14 protein-coding genes and 1 pseudogene are annotated in these 13,331 nt (G+C 74.9%); 7 read left to right on the top strand and 8 right to left on the bottom strand.

Annotated features, from left to right (window positions below; translation table 11 throughout):
• Positions 1 to 71 precede the first annotated feature (71 nt).
• On the bottom strand, positions 72 to 668 hold the full coding sequence (locus tag ACZ49B_RS04190; RefSeq protein ID WP_468300233.1) for a winged helix-turn-helix domain-containing protein: 597 nt from the start codon (positions 666 to 668) through the stop codon (positions 72 to 74).
• 405 nt (positions 669 to 1,073) lie between these two features.
• Here ACZ49B_RS04190 and ACZ49B_RS04185 point away from each other — a divergent pair, with 405 nt between their 5' ends.
• Together ACZ49B_RS04185 and ACZ49B_RS04180 are read left to right on the top strand one after the other, a co-directional pair.
• Entirely contained in the window at positions 1,074 to 1,265 is a 192-nt protein-coding gene (locus tag ACZ49B_RS04185; RefSeq protein ID WP_468300231.1) for a hypothetical protein, read from the top strand.
• 33 nt (positions 1,266 to 1,298) lie between these two features.
• Complete coding sequence (locus ACZ49B_RS04180; RefSeq protein ID WP_468300229.1) at positions 1,299 to 1,457, top strand: hypothetical protein; 159 nt, start codon at positions 1,299 to 1,301, stop codon at positions 1,455 to 1,457.
• A gap of 177 nt (positions 1,458 to 1,634) precedes the next feature.
• Here the strand turns inward: ACZ49B_RS04180 and glnII are convergent, their stop codons facing one another.
• Entirely contained in the window at positions 1,635 to 2,654 is a 1,020-nt protein-coding gene (glnII, locus tag ACZ49B_RS04175; RefSeq protein WP_468300227.1) for a glutamine synthetase, read from the bottom strand.
• A 238-nt stretch (positions 2,655 to 2,892) separates the two neighbouring features.
• On the opposite strand from glnII, the gene ACZ49B_RS04170 reads away from it, so the two are divergent.
• On the top strand, positions 2,893 to 3,849 hold the full coding sequence (locus tag ACZ49B_RS04170; protein ID WP_468300756.1) for a Gfo/Idh/MocA family protein: 957 nt from the start codon (positions 2,893 to 2,895) through the stop codon (positions 3,847 to 3,849).
• 36 nt (positions 3,850 to 3,885) lie between these two features.
• Here ACZ49B_RS04170 and ACZ49B_RS04165 read toward each other — a convergent pair whose 3' ends face one another.
• From ACZ49B_RS04165 to ACZ49B_RS04150, 4 genes and pseudogenes are all read right to left on the bottom strand, one after another.
• Positions 3,886 to 4,497, bottom strand: coding sequence for a hypothetical protein (locus ACZ49B_RS04165; RefSeq protein WP_468300225.1), 612 nt, complete (start codon positions 4,495 to 4,497; stop codon positions 3,886 to 3,888).
• Between the two features lie 169 nt (positions 4,498 to 4,666).
• On the bottom strand, positions 4,667 to 6,346 hold the full coding sequence (gene pdxR / locus ACZ49B_RS04160) for a MocR-like pyridoxine biosynthesis transcription factor PdxR (protein WP_468300223.1): 1,680 nt from the start codon (positions 6,344 to 6,346) through the stop codon (positions 4,667 to 4,669).
• Positions 6,347 to 6,476: 130 nt separating this feature from the next.
• A pseudogene (locus ACZ49B_RS04155) lies at positions 6,477 to 6,818 on the bottom strand (TolB-like translocation protein); the annotation flags it as partial.
• A gap of 86 nt (positions 6,819 to 6,904) precedes the next feature.
• A complete protein-coding gene (locus tag ACZ49B_RS04150; protein ID WP_468300221.1) occupies positions 6,905 to 7,270 on the bottom strand; it encodes an ArsC/Spx/MgsR family protein in 366 nt (121 codons plus the stop codon).
• Positions 7,271 to 7,377: 107 nt separating this feature from the next.
• On the opposite strand from ACZ49B_RS04150, the gene ACZ49B_RS04145 reads away from it, so the two are divergent.
• Positions 7,378 to 7,635, top strand: a complete 258-nt coding sequence (locus tag ACZ49B_RS04145; protein ID WP_468300219.1) for a hypothetical protein — start codon at positions 7,378 to 7,380, stop codon at positions 7,633 to 7,635.
• Between the two features lie 69 nt (positions 7,636 to 7,704).
• Here ACZ49B_RS04145 and ACZ49B_RS04140 read toward each other — a convergent pair whose 3' ends face one another.
• Complete coding sequence (locus ACZ49B_RS04140) at positions 7,705 to 8,892, bottom strand: PP2C family protein-serine/threonine phosphatase (RefSeq protein WP_468300217.1); 1,188 nt, start codon at positions 8,890 to 8,892, stop codon at positions 7,705 to 7,707.
• A gap of 89 nt (positions 8,893 to 8,981) precedes the next feature.
• Between ACZ49B_RS04140 and ACZ49B_RS04135 the strand changes: the two genes are divergently transcribed.
• From ACZ49B_RS04135 to ACZ49B_RS04125, 3 genes are all read left to right on the top strand, one after another.
• Positions 8,982 to 9,683: a VIT1/CCC1 transporter family protein gene (locus ACZ49B_RS04135; protein WP_468300215.1), complete on the top strand. Its 702-nt coding sequence runs from the start codon at positions 8,982 to 8,984 to the stop codon at positions 9,681 to 9,683.
• An 81-nt stretch (positions 9,684 to 9,764) separates the two neighbouring features.
• Entirely contained in the window at positions 9,765 to 10,658 is an 894-nt protein-coding gene (locus ACZ49B_RS04130) for a TIGR01777 family oxidoreductase (protein WP_468300213.1), read from the top strand.
• A gap of 250 nt (positions 10,659 to 10,908) precedes the next feature.
• Positions 10,909 to 12,165: an FAD-dependent oxidoreductase gene (locus tag ACZ49B_RS04125; RefSeq protein ID WP_468300211.1), complete on the top strand. Its 1,257-nt coding sequence runs from the start codon at positions 10,909 to 10,911 to the stop codon at positions 12,163 to 12,165.
• 106 nt (positions 12,166 to 12,271) lie between these two features.
• On the opposite strand, the gene ACZ49B_RS04120 is transcribed toward ACZ49B_RS04125, so the two are convergent.
• On the bottom strand, positions 12,272 to 13,331 hold a 1,060-nt coding region (locus tag ACZ49B_RS04120), incomplete at its 5' end, for a regulator (protein WP_468300209.1).

The following is a 13,331-nucleotide window of genomic DNA, read 5'->3' as shown; positions in this document are numbered from 1 at the left end:
GGTGGGCCCGTACTCCCTCGCGGAGTACGGGCCCACCGTCGTGCGGGGCGCCGTGGTGGCCGAACCGGTACTCAGGGGGCGTACTTGTAGCCCACGCGGCGCACCGTCTGGATCGCGCCGCGGTGCGCCGCGCCCAGCTTGCGGCGCAGTCGGGCGACGTGGACGTCCACGGTCCGGCCGTCGCCGACGTGGCCGTAGCCCCAGACCGTGGTCACCAGCTGGTCCCGGCTGTGCACCCGGTGCGGGTGCGCCACCAGGTGGGCCAGCAGCTCGAACTCCAGGTACGTCAGGTCGAGTACCCGGCCGTCGACCTCGGCGGTGCGCTGCGCCGCGTCGATACGGACGAGCTCGTCCCCGGTGGTGGCCGGGGCCGGCCGGGGAGCGGCCGGGGCGGGAACGGACTGGGGGGCGAAGGCGATCGGCGGCTGCTGGTCCGCCGGTACGAGGACCAGGTAGCCGACCATCGGCGGCTGGCCCGGCAGCGCGGGCAGGGTGTGCTGCGGCGCGGGCAGCCAGGTGGCGCCGGGCGGCAGGAGGTCGACCACGCGGGCGACCTCGTCGCGGTCCACGGCACGCAGCCGGTGGCGTGGACCGGGCGGATGGGCGAAGGACGCGGTCGCAGCGGTCGCGGCGGAGGCGGCAGACGTCAGGGAACGGGTGTGAGACATGAGTGGTCAGCTCTTTCACGCGGAGTGGTCGGCAGGAGACGTACGTACGTCATCGCGTTCCGCGCAGACCGAAGGCCTCGGGAAGGTCCGGTGGGAGGTCCCGGAAGGCTTTAGAGGGTCGGCGCGTTCTCCACGCGGCGACACTCCCGGTCGAAATCGTGGTCCTGACGGGAGGGCCAGAACGGCTCGAGGTCGCTGCGACCGTTCGAGGTGTGCGAGTGGCTGGCCATGAGCTCATTGAAGCAGAAGCAACGGGCGCGGGGCAGGCCCCGTCTCAGGTGGTGGATCGGAATCTCAAATTCCGCGATCATTCCTCGACTTGGGAGGGACAATGACGGACAAAGCAACATCGGACGTCACCGGTCCGGGTGTCCGCTCCGGTGCCTCGTATCGCATGCTGGTCGGATGCGTGGACGCACGACGCGCGACCCGGCCGGCGACGCCGCCGAAGAACACGGGTACCTGCAACCGGCGGAGTTCGTCGGAGCAGTGACCGCCGAAGGGGCCCGCAGGTACCCACCCTCGCCGGGGCTGAGCTCCAACAAGGCGGTCAAGGAGTGGGCGAGGCGGATCCAGAGCCGGAACCAGGGCCCCTGACCGGGCGGAAAGGGGTCTCGTGAACCGGTTTGCATGGGCTGGCGAGACCTTCGCGGCGACGAGGGAGTCGCCGGGGTGGCCGCCCTGGTCCGGTCGTTCCGGGTCGAGGAGGACTTCGGCGCCTACCAGGCGTCGCTGTCCGAGCTCGAACGGATGAACGGCCGGCCGAGGAAGACGATCAGGGCAAGCTGAACGTCCCGTAGTCACCACGGCTGCCGTGTGACCATTCCGCCCCGCTGGACTGTGTCCAGCGGGGCGGAATGGTCTGTGGACCGGGTGTCGGCGCCACTCGTGCGGCGCGCTTTGGCCGAGCCCGGCTGTTCGGGCTACGGCCCCGGCCGGGTCGGCTCCGCCGCGGTGGGGCGGGGGCTAGACCAGGCCTTCCTTCTGGAGGCCCGTGCAGCAGGTGTCCGTGATCAGGCGGGTCACCACGTACGGGTCCACGTTCGCGTTCGGGCGGCGGTCCTCGATGTAGCCCTTGCCGTCCTGCTCCACCTGCCACGGGATGCGGACCGAGGCGCCGCGGTCGGAGACGCCGTAGCTGAACTCGTTCCACGGGGCGGTCTCGTGCAGGCCCGTCAGGCGCTCGTCGATGCCGGCGCCGTAGTTCTTGACGTGGTCCAGCGGCTTCGAGCCCTCGCCCAGCGACTCGCACGCGGTGATGATGGCGCGGTAGTCCTCGCGCATCGCCTTCGTGGAGAAGTTGGTGTGCGCGCCCGCGCCGTTCCAGTCGCCCTTCACCGGCTTCGGGTTCAGCGTCGCCGAGACGTTGAAGTCCTCGGCCGTGCGGTACAGCAGCCAGCGCGCGATCCACAGCTGGTCCGAGACCTCCAGCGGGCCCACCGGGCCGACCTGGAACTCCCACTGGCCCGGCATGACCTCGGCGTTGATGCCGGAGATGCTCAGGCCCGCCGCGAGGCAGTGGTCCAGGTGCTTCTCGACGATCTCGCGGCCGAAGATCTCGTCCGCGCCGACACCGCAGTAGTAGCCGCCCTGCGCGGCCGGGAAGCCGCCCACCGGGAAGCCGAGCGGCCGGATGCCGTCGAAGAAGGTGTACTCCTGCTCGATGCCGAAGATCGGCTCCTGGTCCGCGAACTGCTCGGCGATCGGACGCAGCAGGGCGCGGGTGTTCGACTCGTGCGGGGTCATGTCGATGTTCATGACCTCGCAGAGCACGAGGAGGTTGTCGCCGCCGCGGATCGGGTCGGGGCAGGAGAACACCGGCTGCAGCACGCGGTCGGAGGCGTGGCCCTCGGCCTGGTTGGTGCTCGATCCGTCGAAGCCCCAGATCGGCAGCGCGTCGCCGTCGGCCAGGATCTTCGTCTTGGAGCGCAGCTTCGCCGTCGGCTCGGTGCCGTCGATCCAGATGTACTCAGCCTTGTAGCTCACGGGCCCCATCCTTCGGTGCGTCGCTCCGGCGCAGACTCTGCGGGTGCTGCGTTGCGGGTGCTGCGGTCGTGGTGTTGCGATGTCGCTGCGGTGTAGACCGCAGCGTGCCCGCCCGCGATTTCTCGTCCGTTGCCCGGGTGTGAACCCCGTGTTACCGAGGTTTACGCTGCAGGTCGGGTGGGTTGTGCGGGTTGGTGGCAGCACACCCGTCCGAGTGGGGCAGACTGAGCAGGTGAGCATTTCGTACGATTTGACCTCGGCCACCGCCCCGACGGACTCGCCCCGCCTGCCGGCCCGCCCCCGCGTCGGCCTGCTGGGTACCGGCCCCTGGGCCCACCGCACCCATGCCCCTGCCCTCGCCGCGCACGCCGCCTCCGAGTTCACCGGCTCCGAGTTCGCGGGGGTGTGGGGCCGCCGCCCCGAAGCCGCCGCCGAGCTGGCCGACGCGTACGGCGTGAAGGTGTACGAAGACCCCGACGCGCTGTTCGCCGATTGTGACGTCGTGGCCTTCGCCCTGCCGCCCGACGTGCAGGCCCCGCTCGCCGTGCGCGCCGCCGGGGCCGGCTGCCAGCTGCTGCTCGACAAGCCCGTCGCCACGACCGTCGAGGACGCCCGGGCCGTGGCCGACGCCGTCGCCCGGCACGGCGTCGCCTCCGTCGTCTTCCTCACCCTCCGCTTCGCCGAGCCCGCCGCCGGCTGGGTCGCCGAGCAGGCCGGGCGCTCCGGCTGGTTCACGGCGAGCGCGCACTGGCTCGGCGCCGTCTTCCCGCCCGACGGCACGCCCAGCGCGTACGCCGCCTCGCCCTGGCGCAGGGCCAAGGGCGGGCTCTGGGACGTCGGCCCGCACGCCCTGTCCGTCCTGATCCCGGTCCTGGGCGACGTCACCTCCGTCACCGCCACCCGCGGGCCCTCCGACGTGGTCCAGCTCGCCCTGCGCCACGCCTCGGGCGCCGCCAGCACCGCCGTGCTCAGCCTCGGCGCGCCGACCGCGGCGGCCGGGGTGGGGCTGGAGCTGCGCGGGGCCGAGGGCGTGTTCTCGCTGCCCGACTGGACCGACGTACCCGGCGCGTACGGCCGCGCCCTGGACGCGCTGCTCACCGCGGCCCGGACGGGCGTGCCGGACCCGCGCGACGCGGAGTTCGCGGCCCGGCTGACGGAGGTCCTGGCGGAGGCGGAGGCGCAGCTGCCGGGCTGAGGGCGGGCCGCGGCCGGGGCCCGGCGGGCCGGGGCGCTACTTGATGACGGCGTTGGCCACGATGATGGCCAGTCCGATGGTCGCGTCCGCGAGACCCGTCAGCAGCGCCGAACCGGTCCGGTAGCCGACGCGGAGTGCCACGAAGGACCCCCAGGCGAACAGCAGCGCGGTGTTCAGGCCGAGCCCGACGGCGGTCACCCCGTAGGAGTCCCAGTCGGCGAGGCCGGAGACGACCAGCAGCAGGACGGTGGGAAGGGTGGCCACGATCATCGGCCACTCGTTCCACAGCGCCCGCGAGAGCACCCGCCAGCGGTGGGCGGCGGAGCCGGCCTGATGGCTGGTCATGTGGTGCGAGTAGCCGTGCGCCAGCGCGGCCGCGCAGGCGGTGACCAGCACCCAGCTGGCGTCGTAGAACGGGGTGAACGCGTCGCCCGCCTGATCGAGCGCGGCCAGCAGCCCGGACGCGAGCACGGTTCCGTAGACCCCGCCGAACATCCAGTCGGCCCCCCGGCGCGGCGGGGGGAGCCGGGGCGCGGCGGCGGGTTGCTGAGACCGGACGTCGGACCCGGCGTCGGCCGGGAAGGGCTGCGCCTGCTGCTGCTTCGGCTCGTTCTCTTCGTTCAGCTCGTGCTGTCCGTCGTCGTTCATCCCGATCCTTCGATCTGATACATCCCATTTGCTCGGTTTCACACCCTATGGGGTGAACAGGTGAATGCGAGATGAGGGCGAGGCCGAGCGGCCGCGCAGCGCCGCGTCCGCGAGGTGCCCGGGCCTGCCGGGTCCACGAGGTGTCCCGGGCCAGGGGGTGTCTTGTGGATCAGGCCGGGCCCGCGTGCCCCATCGCCTCCGCCAGTGCTTGCACCGCCCGGCCGAACGAAGCTTCCGGTGGCGCCGCGTATCCCACCACCAGTCCCTCCCTGCCCGTGCCGACCGCGGCCGGGTGGCGGTATCCCGACAGGCCGTCCAGTGCCAGGCCCGCCGCGCGGGCCGCCTCCAGGGCCGCGGCTTCCCTCCCCGGCGGGAGCTCCAGGACCGCGTGCAGCCCCGCCGAGATGCCCGTCACCCGCAACTCCGGGGCGCGGGACGCCAGTACGGAGACCAGCTGGTCGCGGCGGCCGCGGTAGCGGTGTCGCATGCGGCGGATGTGGCGGTCGTACCCACCGCACGCGATGAAGTCGGCCAGCGCCAGCTGGTCCAGGGCGCTCGCCCAGGACTCCCGCAGGCCCTTCGCCGCCAGGACCCGGTCGACCAGGTGGTCCGGCAGCACCAGCCAGCCCAGGCGGATCGCGGGGGAGAGGGACTTGCTCAGCGAGCCCGCGTAGACGACGTGCTCGGGGTCCAGGCCCTGTACGGCGCCGACCGCCTTGCGGTCGTAGCGGAACTCCCCGTCGTAGTCGTCCTCCACGATCAGGCCGCCCGTCGTACGGGCCCACTCCACGGCGGCGGCCCGCCGCGCCGGAAGCAGCGCGGCGCCCGTCGGGAACTGGTGCGCCGGGGTCAGCAGCAGGGTGCGCGCCCGGGCCGGGATCTCGTCCGGGCGGGCGCCGTCCTCGTCGACGGGGACGGGGTGCGGGCGGACGCCGGCGGCTTCGAGGATGCCGCGGTGGAAGGGGAGCCCGTACTCCTCCACGGCCCAGTCGCGGGGCCGCAGCGACGCGAGGAGCCGCAGGCCGTTGGCGAAGCCGGAGCAGACGACGATGTTCTCCGGGCCGGTACGCACTCCACGCGCCCGGGACAGGTACGCGGCCAGCTCCCGCCGCAGCTCCGGTCGGCCCCGGGGATCGCCGGGCCCGAAGGCCTCGGTGGGGGCCTCGGCGAGGGCCCGCCGGGCGCTCGCGGACCAGGCGCCCCGGGGGAAGGACGCGGGGTCGGGCTTGCCCTGGAGCAGGTCGTGGCGGGGGCCTGCGGCAGCGGCCGGGGCCGGGGCGGCGGGCGCGGCGGCGGTGGCCGCCCCCTCGGCGACCCGGGTTCCGGAGCCCTGCCGGGCGGTGAACCAGCCCTCGGCGACGAGCTCGGCGTACGCGTCGGCGACGGCGTTGCGGGCCAGCCCGAGGTCGGCGGCGAGCGCCCGGTAGGGCGGCAGCCGGGTCCCGCCGACGAGCCGCCCGCTGCGGACGGCTTCGCGCAGGGCCTGGGCGAGGGCGGTACGCCGGGCGCCGTGCGGGGGCAGCTCGAGATGCAGGTCGGTACCGGTGCCAGTGGCTGCGCCTGCGCCTGCGCCTGTGCCGTCGCCGGGTCCGGCGGTGGTCGTGCCGACGCCGCTGCCGGACGCGGTGGACGGGGCCGCGGTGGTGTCGGCGCCCGCGCCGGACCGGGTGGTGGTGCTCGCGCCCGGGCCGGACCCGGCAGTGGCAGCTGTGGCGCCGGCGCCCGTGCCGGACGCGGTGGCAGCGTTGAGGCCCGTGCCCGTACCCGTGCCGTCGCCGGTGGCGGCAGCGGTGGTGCCGGAGTCCGTGCCGGATGCGGTGGCGGCGGTGGCCGTGTGGTCGGACGTCATACCGGGAGCGTAGGCGGGCGCGCCGAACCGTCGACGGGGTCTTCGGGGACGCAGGTCGGTTCCCGTACCGGCGTCGGCGCCGCGCGGTGGGGGCGGATCGGCTCGGCCCCGCGGCCCGGCTCCCGGATCATGCCCGGCTGCCGCCGGGAGGCCCCGGGCCCGCGGCGCCGGCGAGCTCCTGAGCGGCCAGGTCGTAGCGCCAGAGCTCGCTGCGCGCCTCGAAGCTGTGTGCGATCAGCAGGGCGGAGCCGTCCGGGTACCACTCGGCGCTCACATCGCCGGGCAGCTCGATCGCCAGGTCCTGCTCGGCGCCGGTGGCCACGTCCCACACCATCGGCTCCCAGCGGCCGCGCCGCTGGTGGCCGATCAGCAGCCGGGTGTCGCCGGCGACCGGCGCGAAGCCGAGCACCTCCAGGCCCAGCTCGACCGTGCCGCCGCGGGAGTCGTCGAGCTCGGCGACCGTGACGCCGTCCCGGCACCGCACCCCGCCGCGTCGGCGGAGCGCCCGGGTGCGTCCGGTGATCGGGCGCCCCCGCCCCGGCCCGGCACCGGCAGGCCTCAGCGGGACAGGGCCTCGCGGACGGCCTCCTCCGAGCGGCCGATGACCGCCGTGCCGTCCTGCGCCGTGATGATCGGGCGCTGGATGAGCTTCGGGTGCGCCGCCAGGTGGGCGATCCAGCGGCTCCGGGCCTCGTCCGTCTCCTCGCGCGGCAGGTCCCGTACGCCGGTCTCCTTCGCGAGCGGGTCCGAGGTGCGCGTGATGTCCCACGGCTCCAGGCCGAGCCGGCCCAGGACCTCGCGGAGCTCGTCCTCGGACGGCACGTCCTCCAGGTAACGGCGCACGGTGTACTCGGCGCCCTCCGCGTCCAGCAGGGTCAGCGCGCTGCGGCACTTCGAACAGGCGGGATTGATCCAGATCTCCATGGCCCACAGCCTAGCCAGAGCCTGTCTGGCCAGGGCCTTTTGTCAGTGGTCGCCGGTAAAATCGAGGGAGAACGACAGGAAGCCAACTACCGTTTGGGAGGCTGTAGATGGCCACTGCCACGACCATTGAGCCCGTCAAGAAGAAGCCGCTGCCGGCGGGCCTGCCCCGCGAGTGGTACGAGAGCCACAACCGCCGGCTGAAGGCGATGCGGCTGGCGATATCCCTGCTCGACTCGGGGACGTACGACGCCCGCCGCGCCACCAACCGGAAGATCCGCACGATGGCCGTCCGCACGGGCATCCACCGCCCGTCGAACGTCACGTGCAAGATGGTCCGCGCCTTCATCATCACCAACGGAGCCTGAGCAACCGACAGGGCCGACGGTCGACCGCGTCGGGCAGGGCGTTCTCGGACGCCCTGCCCGACTGCTCGGTCATCGAGGGACGGCCGCCCCGTCCGGGAGCGACAGCACCAGCAGGGCCACGTCGTCGCGCGGGCCGCCGTCGGTGAACGCCACCAGGTCCTGCCACACCGCCTCGACCAGCCCGGCCGGATCCTTCACCAGGGCCGGGATCCGGGCGGCCAGGGGGTAGAAGTCGCCCGCCGCGTCCCGGGCCTCGGTCACCCCGTCCGTGTGCGCGAGCAGCCGGTCGCCCGGCAGCAGCGGGACGTCGGCCACCACCGCGAGGTCCGCTCCGGCGAGCCCGAGCCCCAGCGGAGGGCCCGGTTCCACGGTCACCTCCGACACCGTGGTCGCCCGGAGCAGCAGCGCCGGCGGATGCCCGCACGAGACGATCCGTACGAGGTCCAGCCCGGGCGGGAACTCCAGCAGCAGCGCCGTCGCGAACAGCTCCGGATGCTCGACGGCGGCGTCGGCCGAGCCCACAGACCCGACCGGGCCCACCGACCCGGTCGAGCCCACCGACCCGGCCGGGTCCATCGATCCGGCGGAGCCCGCCGCACCCGCCGTGTCCGCCAGCAGCCTGCGGTCCAGCCGGGCGGCCACGCCCGCGAGCTCCGGATCGTCCAGCACCCCTTCCCGGAAGGCGCCGAGCAGCGCCGCGACCGTGCCGACCGCCGCCAGGCCGTGCCCCTGCACGTCGCCGACGAGCGCCCGCACCCCGTACGGCCCGACCCGTACGTCGTACAGGTCGCCCCCGACCAGCGTGCCGCGCTGGGCGGCCCGGTACAGCCCGGCGCAGCGCACCGGCCCGACCCGTTCCGGCACCGGCGGCAGCACCGCCAGCTGCGCCGCCTCCGCGACGGTCCGCACGCTGACCAGCTGCGCGTCGCGGCGCCTGCGGACCCAGGCGATCACCACGCTGAGCAGGGCGACCACGGCCACGGTGGCCAGGTCCGCGCCCTGGGCGTGCCCGACCCCGAGCGACGACACGCCGAGCAGCAGCAGCACGATCCCGGCGAAGACGGCGGTGCCGGCCGCCCCGTACGCGAAGGCCGCGACCGGGGGCAGGCCGGCCAGGAAGTAGCCCAGCTCGATGTCGCCCGGGGTGGCGACCTGTGCGAGCACCAGCGCCACCAGCGCCGCGGGAGGCGCGAGCCGCGCCCAGAGTGGTGGCGGCTTCCCGTGCAGCCAGCCAGGCTCCTCGCGTCGGCGTCTCACCCCTCCACCCTGGTACCGGGGCCCGGGCCGCGCACGCCGGACCGGCCTGCCGGGTGGACCTGCGGGGTCCGGGCGCCGAAAGTGGTCCCGTGACGCACACGGACGGGGTGGAGCAGAGCGCGGCGATCAGCACGCGGCTGAACTGGCTGCGGGCGGGGGTGCTCGGCGCGAACGACGGGATCATCTCCACGGCCGGCCTGGTGGTGGGCGTGGCCGGGGCCACCACCTCGCGGGCCTCGATCCTGGCGGCGGGGGTGGCCGGGCTGCTGGCGGGGTCGCTGTCGATGGCGGCGGGGGAGTACGTCTCGGTGAGCTCCCAGCGGGACTCGGAGCGGGCCGCGCTGGAGACGGAGCGGCAGGAGCTGGCGCAGGAGCCGGAGGCGGAGCTGGCGGAACTGACCGGTCTGCTGGAGGCCAGGGGGCTGAGCCGGGAGCTGGCGAGGGAGGCGGCGCAGCAGCTGACGGAGCGGGACGCGCTGAAGGCGCACGCGCGGGTGGAACTCGGGATCGATCCCGACGAGCTGGCCAACCCCTGGCACGCGGCGTTCGCGAGCCTGGTCGCGTTCACGGTGGGGGCGCTGCTTCCGCTGCTGGCGATCGTGCTGCCGGGGCCGTCGGAGCGGGTGCCGGTGACGGTGGCGGCGGTGCTGGCCACGCTGACGCTGTGCGGGGTGATCAGCGCCCGCCTCGGCGGCGCACCTCCCCTCCGGGCGGTCCTGCGCAACGTCGCGGGCGGCGCCCTCGCGATGACGGTCACGTACGTGGTGGGCACCTGGCTCGGCACGACCTGACCCCACCGCCGCGCCCGGACCCGGACGGAGGCCGCGCAGCGCCGCCGGACGCGCCGCGCAGCGGACCTGCATCATGGGCCCATGCGTATCGCCATCACCGGCTCCACCGGCCTCATCGGCCGGGCCCTCGTACGGACCCTGCGCGCAGACGGCCACAACGTCGTCCGCTTCGTGCGCCGCACGCCCGCCGCGCCCGACGAGGCGGCCTGGGACCCGCGGCGCGGGTACGTCGACCCCGCCGGGCTCGCCGGCTGCGGTGCCGTCGTCCACCTCGCCGGGGCCGGGGTCGGCGAACAGCGGTGGACCGCCGCGTACAAGAAGGAGATCCGGGACAGCCGGGTGGCGGGAACCGCCGCGATGGCCCGGGCGATCGCCGCGCTCGATGCGCCGCCCGCCGTCTTCGTCTGCGGCACCGCCATCGGCTACTACGGAGACACCGGCGACCGGGCCGTCGACGAGCACGCCCCGGCGGGCCAGGGCTTCCTGCCCGAGGTCTGCATCGAGTGGGAGGCGGCCGCCGCCCCCGCCCAGGCGGCCGGCGTACGGACGGTCTTCGCCCGCACCGGGCTGGTCGTCGCCGCCGAGGGCGGGGCCTGGGGCAAGCTGTTCCCGATCTTCCGCGCCGGGATCGGCGGCCGGATCGGCAACGGGCGGCAGTACTGGTCCTTCATCTCCATGTACGACGAGATCGCCGCCCTGCGGCACGCCATCGACACCCCGGAGCTGTCCGGCCCCCTCAACCTGACCGCCCCCGAGCCGCTGACCAACCGTGAGGTCACCGCCGCGATGGGCCGCGTACTGCACCGGCCGACGCCGTTCCCCGTACCGGCACCCGCCCTGCGCGTGGTGCTGGGGGAGTTCGCCGGGGACGTGCTCGGCAGTCAGCGGGTGCGGCCCGCCCGGCTGTTGGAGACGGGGTTCACGTTCCGGTACCCGGGAATCGACGAAGCGATCCGCGCCGCGCTGGCCCGATAGGTCCCGCCCGGGGCCGTTTCGGACCCGCGCCGCCCGAATCGCCCGGCCCCGCCGGGTACGCCCCCGCCCGCCGCCCCCCCCGAAACCCCACCGCGGCGCGCGGTTCGGCGCCGTGCGACCGGTCGTGACCCGGATGCGACCGGTGTGCGACCGGAGTTGGGCGTAATACTCCACCGAACTCGGGTTCCCATGGAGCCCGTTGGGGGAAGGAGGATCCCCACACAGCCGCGCCGACCTCGGGGAGGGGCACGTGCTCAGCAGCTCACACCGCGCCGCACAGCATGCGGACGTCGTCATCGTAGGAGCCGGGGTCTCAGGACTCGCGGCGGCGCACCACCTGATCGCCGCAGGGGTCACGGTCACCGTCCTGGAGGCCGCCGACGATCCCGGAGGCCGGATGGCCACCGAGCACGTCGACGGATTCCGGCTGGACCGGATCGGACAGTTGCTCAACACCTCGTACACGGAACTCGACCGGACCCCGGGCCTGGCCGGCCTGGTCCTGCGCCCCTTCGCGCCCGGGGTGCTCGTCCACACGGACGGCAGGCAGCTGCGCGCCGGAGCGCTGACCCCGGCCCGCGCACTGGCCAGCGGCTCCTTCGACCAGGCCCGGCTCAGCGCCTACCTCGGCCGGCTCGCCGCCGTGCCCGTGGAACGCGTACTGGCCCGCCCCGAGCGCACGGCCCTCGCCGCCCTGCGCTCCCGGGCCCACGGCACGACCCTGCGGCCCCTGCTCGCCGCCCTCCTGCGCGACCCGGAGCTCACCACCTCCAGCCGGGTCGCGGACCTCGCCCTGCGCACCTTCGCCCGCGGCCGGCTCGCGGTGCCCGAGGGCGGCGCCGCCACCCTGCCCGAGCTGCTCGCCGCCACCCTGCCGCCCGGCACGGTGCGCACCGGGGTCCGGGTGCGGTCGGTGGCGACCAAGCTGGTCACCACCGAGGAGCACGGAGACTTCAGCTGCCGCTCCGCCGTCCTGGCCACCGGCGCGCGGGCCGCCGCCGAACTGCTGCCGGGGCTTCGGGTGCCGGCCTTCCACCAGGTCACCGTCATCCACCACGCCACCGCAGCCGCGCTCCCGTGGGACGGCTCGCTGCTGCTCGACGGCGATCCGCGCTGGCCCGTCGCCCACACCGCCGTGATGAGCGCGGTCGACCCGACGCGGGCGCCGGCCGGCCGGAGCCTGGTCACCACCACCGTGCTCGGCCCGCCGCCGCCGGCGCGTACGGTCGCCTCGCGCCTGGCCCGGCTGTACGAGACCGGCACCCGCGACTGGGAGCTGCTGGCCGTCCACCACGCCCCGGAGGCCGTCCCCGCGATGCCGCCGCCCCACGACCTGCGCCGTCCGGTCCGGGTCCTGGCCGGGCTGTACGTGTGCGGCGACCACCGCGACTCCAACACCGTCCAGGGGGCGCTGCACTCGGCCCGCCGCGCCGCCACGGCCGCCCTGCGCGACTTCGGCATCCGGCTCCCGGCGAGCGCGGAGCCCGCCCTTCCGGCGGTTGCCTGAGAACCACGGCCTGAGAACCACGGTCTGAGAACCACCACGGGTCCAGGGCCCGGTTCCCCCCAGCGGAACCGGGCCCGCACCTGACCCCTGACCCCGTCTCAGCGGCTCACGACAGCGCCGCCACCCGGTCCCGGTACGTCCGCACCGCCGAGGCGTCCCGGTACGGCTCCAGCCGGCGCTCGAAGTCCCGTACGTACTCCACCGCGCGCACCGACCGCATCTCCATCGCCTGCTGCGCCGCCTCCGCACCCAGCGCGCACGCCTGGTCCAGCTCGCCCAGCCCCAGCCGCGCCGTGGCCAGCACCACCCGGCAGAACAGCCGCGAGCGCGCGAACCCCGGCGCCCGCATCTGCAGGGACCGCTCCGCGTGCTGCGCGGAGGCCCGGTACTGCTGGAGGTCCCGGTGGCAGTGCCCGAACTCGTCCGCCAGCTGCGCCTCGTCGAACAGTCGCGCCCAGTGCGGTACGTCGTCCCCCGGCCGGGCCGCGCCCAACGCGCGCTCGGCCCGCACCAGCGAGGCCGTCGCCGCCCGGACCTCGCCGAGCACCGCGTGCCCGCGCGCCTCCGCCGAGTGCAGGAGCGCCTGCACCACCGGCGGCGGCCCGGAGCCGACGCCCTGCTGCGCGACGCGGGCCAGCTGTACGGCCTCCCGGCCGTGGCCGAGGTACACGGCCTGCCGGCTCATGGTCACCAGCACGTATGAGCCGTAGGGCCGGTCCCCGGCGGCCTGGGCGAGGCGCAGGGCCTGCACGAAGTAGCGCTGGGCGAGCCCGTGCGCGGCGATGTCGTACGAGGTCCAGCCCGCGAGCCGGGTCAGGTCGGCGGCCGCCGAGAAGAGCCGCCGCCCGGTGGTTTCCCCGTAGGTGCCGCGGAGCATGGGCTCGGCCTCGTGCTCGAGGTAGCGCACCAGGGCCTGCCGGGCGTGCCCGCCGCCGTAGGTCTGGTCCAGGGTCCGGAACAGCTCGCTCACCGACCGCAGGGCCGCGATGTCCCCGCTGGTCACCCGCTGGCCGGGGCCCCGGTCGATCTGCCGCTGCCGGGGCACCGAGCTGCGGCCCTGCACCGGGACGCGGGGGGGGGGCGGGGGGGGGGGGGGGGGGGGGGGGGGGGGGGGGGGAGCCAAAGCACTGATAGCAACCACGGGTGAACACTGGGAGGGGAGTGAA

The organism is Streptomyces sp. NPDC031132 (assembly GCF_055570595.1).
Note: the sequence above shows the minus strand (reverse complement) of the source record. Positions and strands in the feature narration are given on the sequence as shown.

What these genes read in the sequence shown, in the direction of transcription:
- ACZ49B_RS04165 (WP_468300225.1), bottom strand. Translation starts at nt 4,497, where the DNA reads ATGAACGACGACGGACAGCACGAGCTGAACGAAGAGAACGAGCCGAAG.
- ACZ49B_RS04190 (WP_468300233.1), bottom strand. Translation starts at nt 668, where the DNA reads ATGTCTCACACCCGTTCCCTGACGTCTGCCGCCTCCGCCGCGACCGCT.
- pdxR (WP_468300223.1), bottom strand. Translation starts at nt 6,346, where the DNA reads ATGACGTCCGACCACACGGCCACCGCCGCCACCGCATCCGGCACGGAC.
- ACZ49B_RS04130 (WP_468300213.1), top strand. Translation starts at nt 9,765, where the DNA reads ATGCGTATCGCCATCACCGGCTCCACCGGCCTCATCGGCCGGGCCCTC.
- ACZ49B_RS04150 (WP_468300221.1), bottom strand. Translation starts at nt 7,270, where the DNA reads ATGGAGATCTGGATCAATCCCGCCTGTTCGAAGTGCCGCAGCGCGCTG.
- ACZ49B_RS04185 (WP_468300231.1), top strand. Translation starts at nt 1,074, where the DNA reads ATGCGTGGACGCACGACGCGCGACCCGGCCGGCGACGCCGCCGAAGAA.
- ACZ49B_RS04180 (WP_468300229.1), top strand. Translation starts at nt 1,299, where the DNA reads ATGGGCTGGCGAGACCTTCGCGGCGACGAGGGAGTCGCCGGGGTGGCC.
- ACZ49B_RS04145 (WP_468300219.1), top strand. Translation starts at nt 7,378, where the DNA reads ATGGCCACTGCCACGACCATTGAGCCCGTCAAGAAGAAGCCGCTGCCG.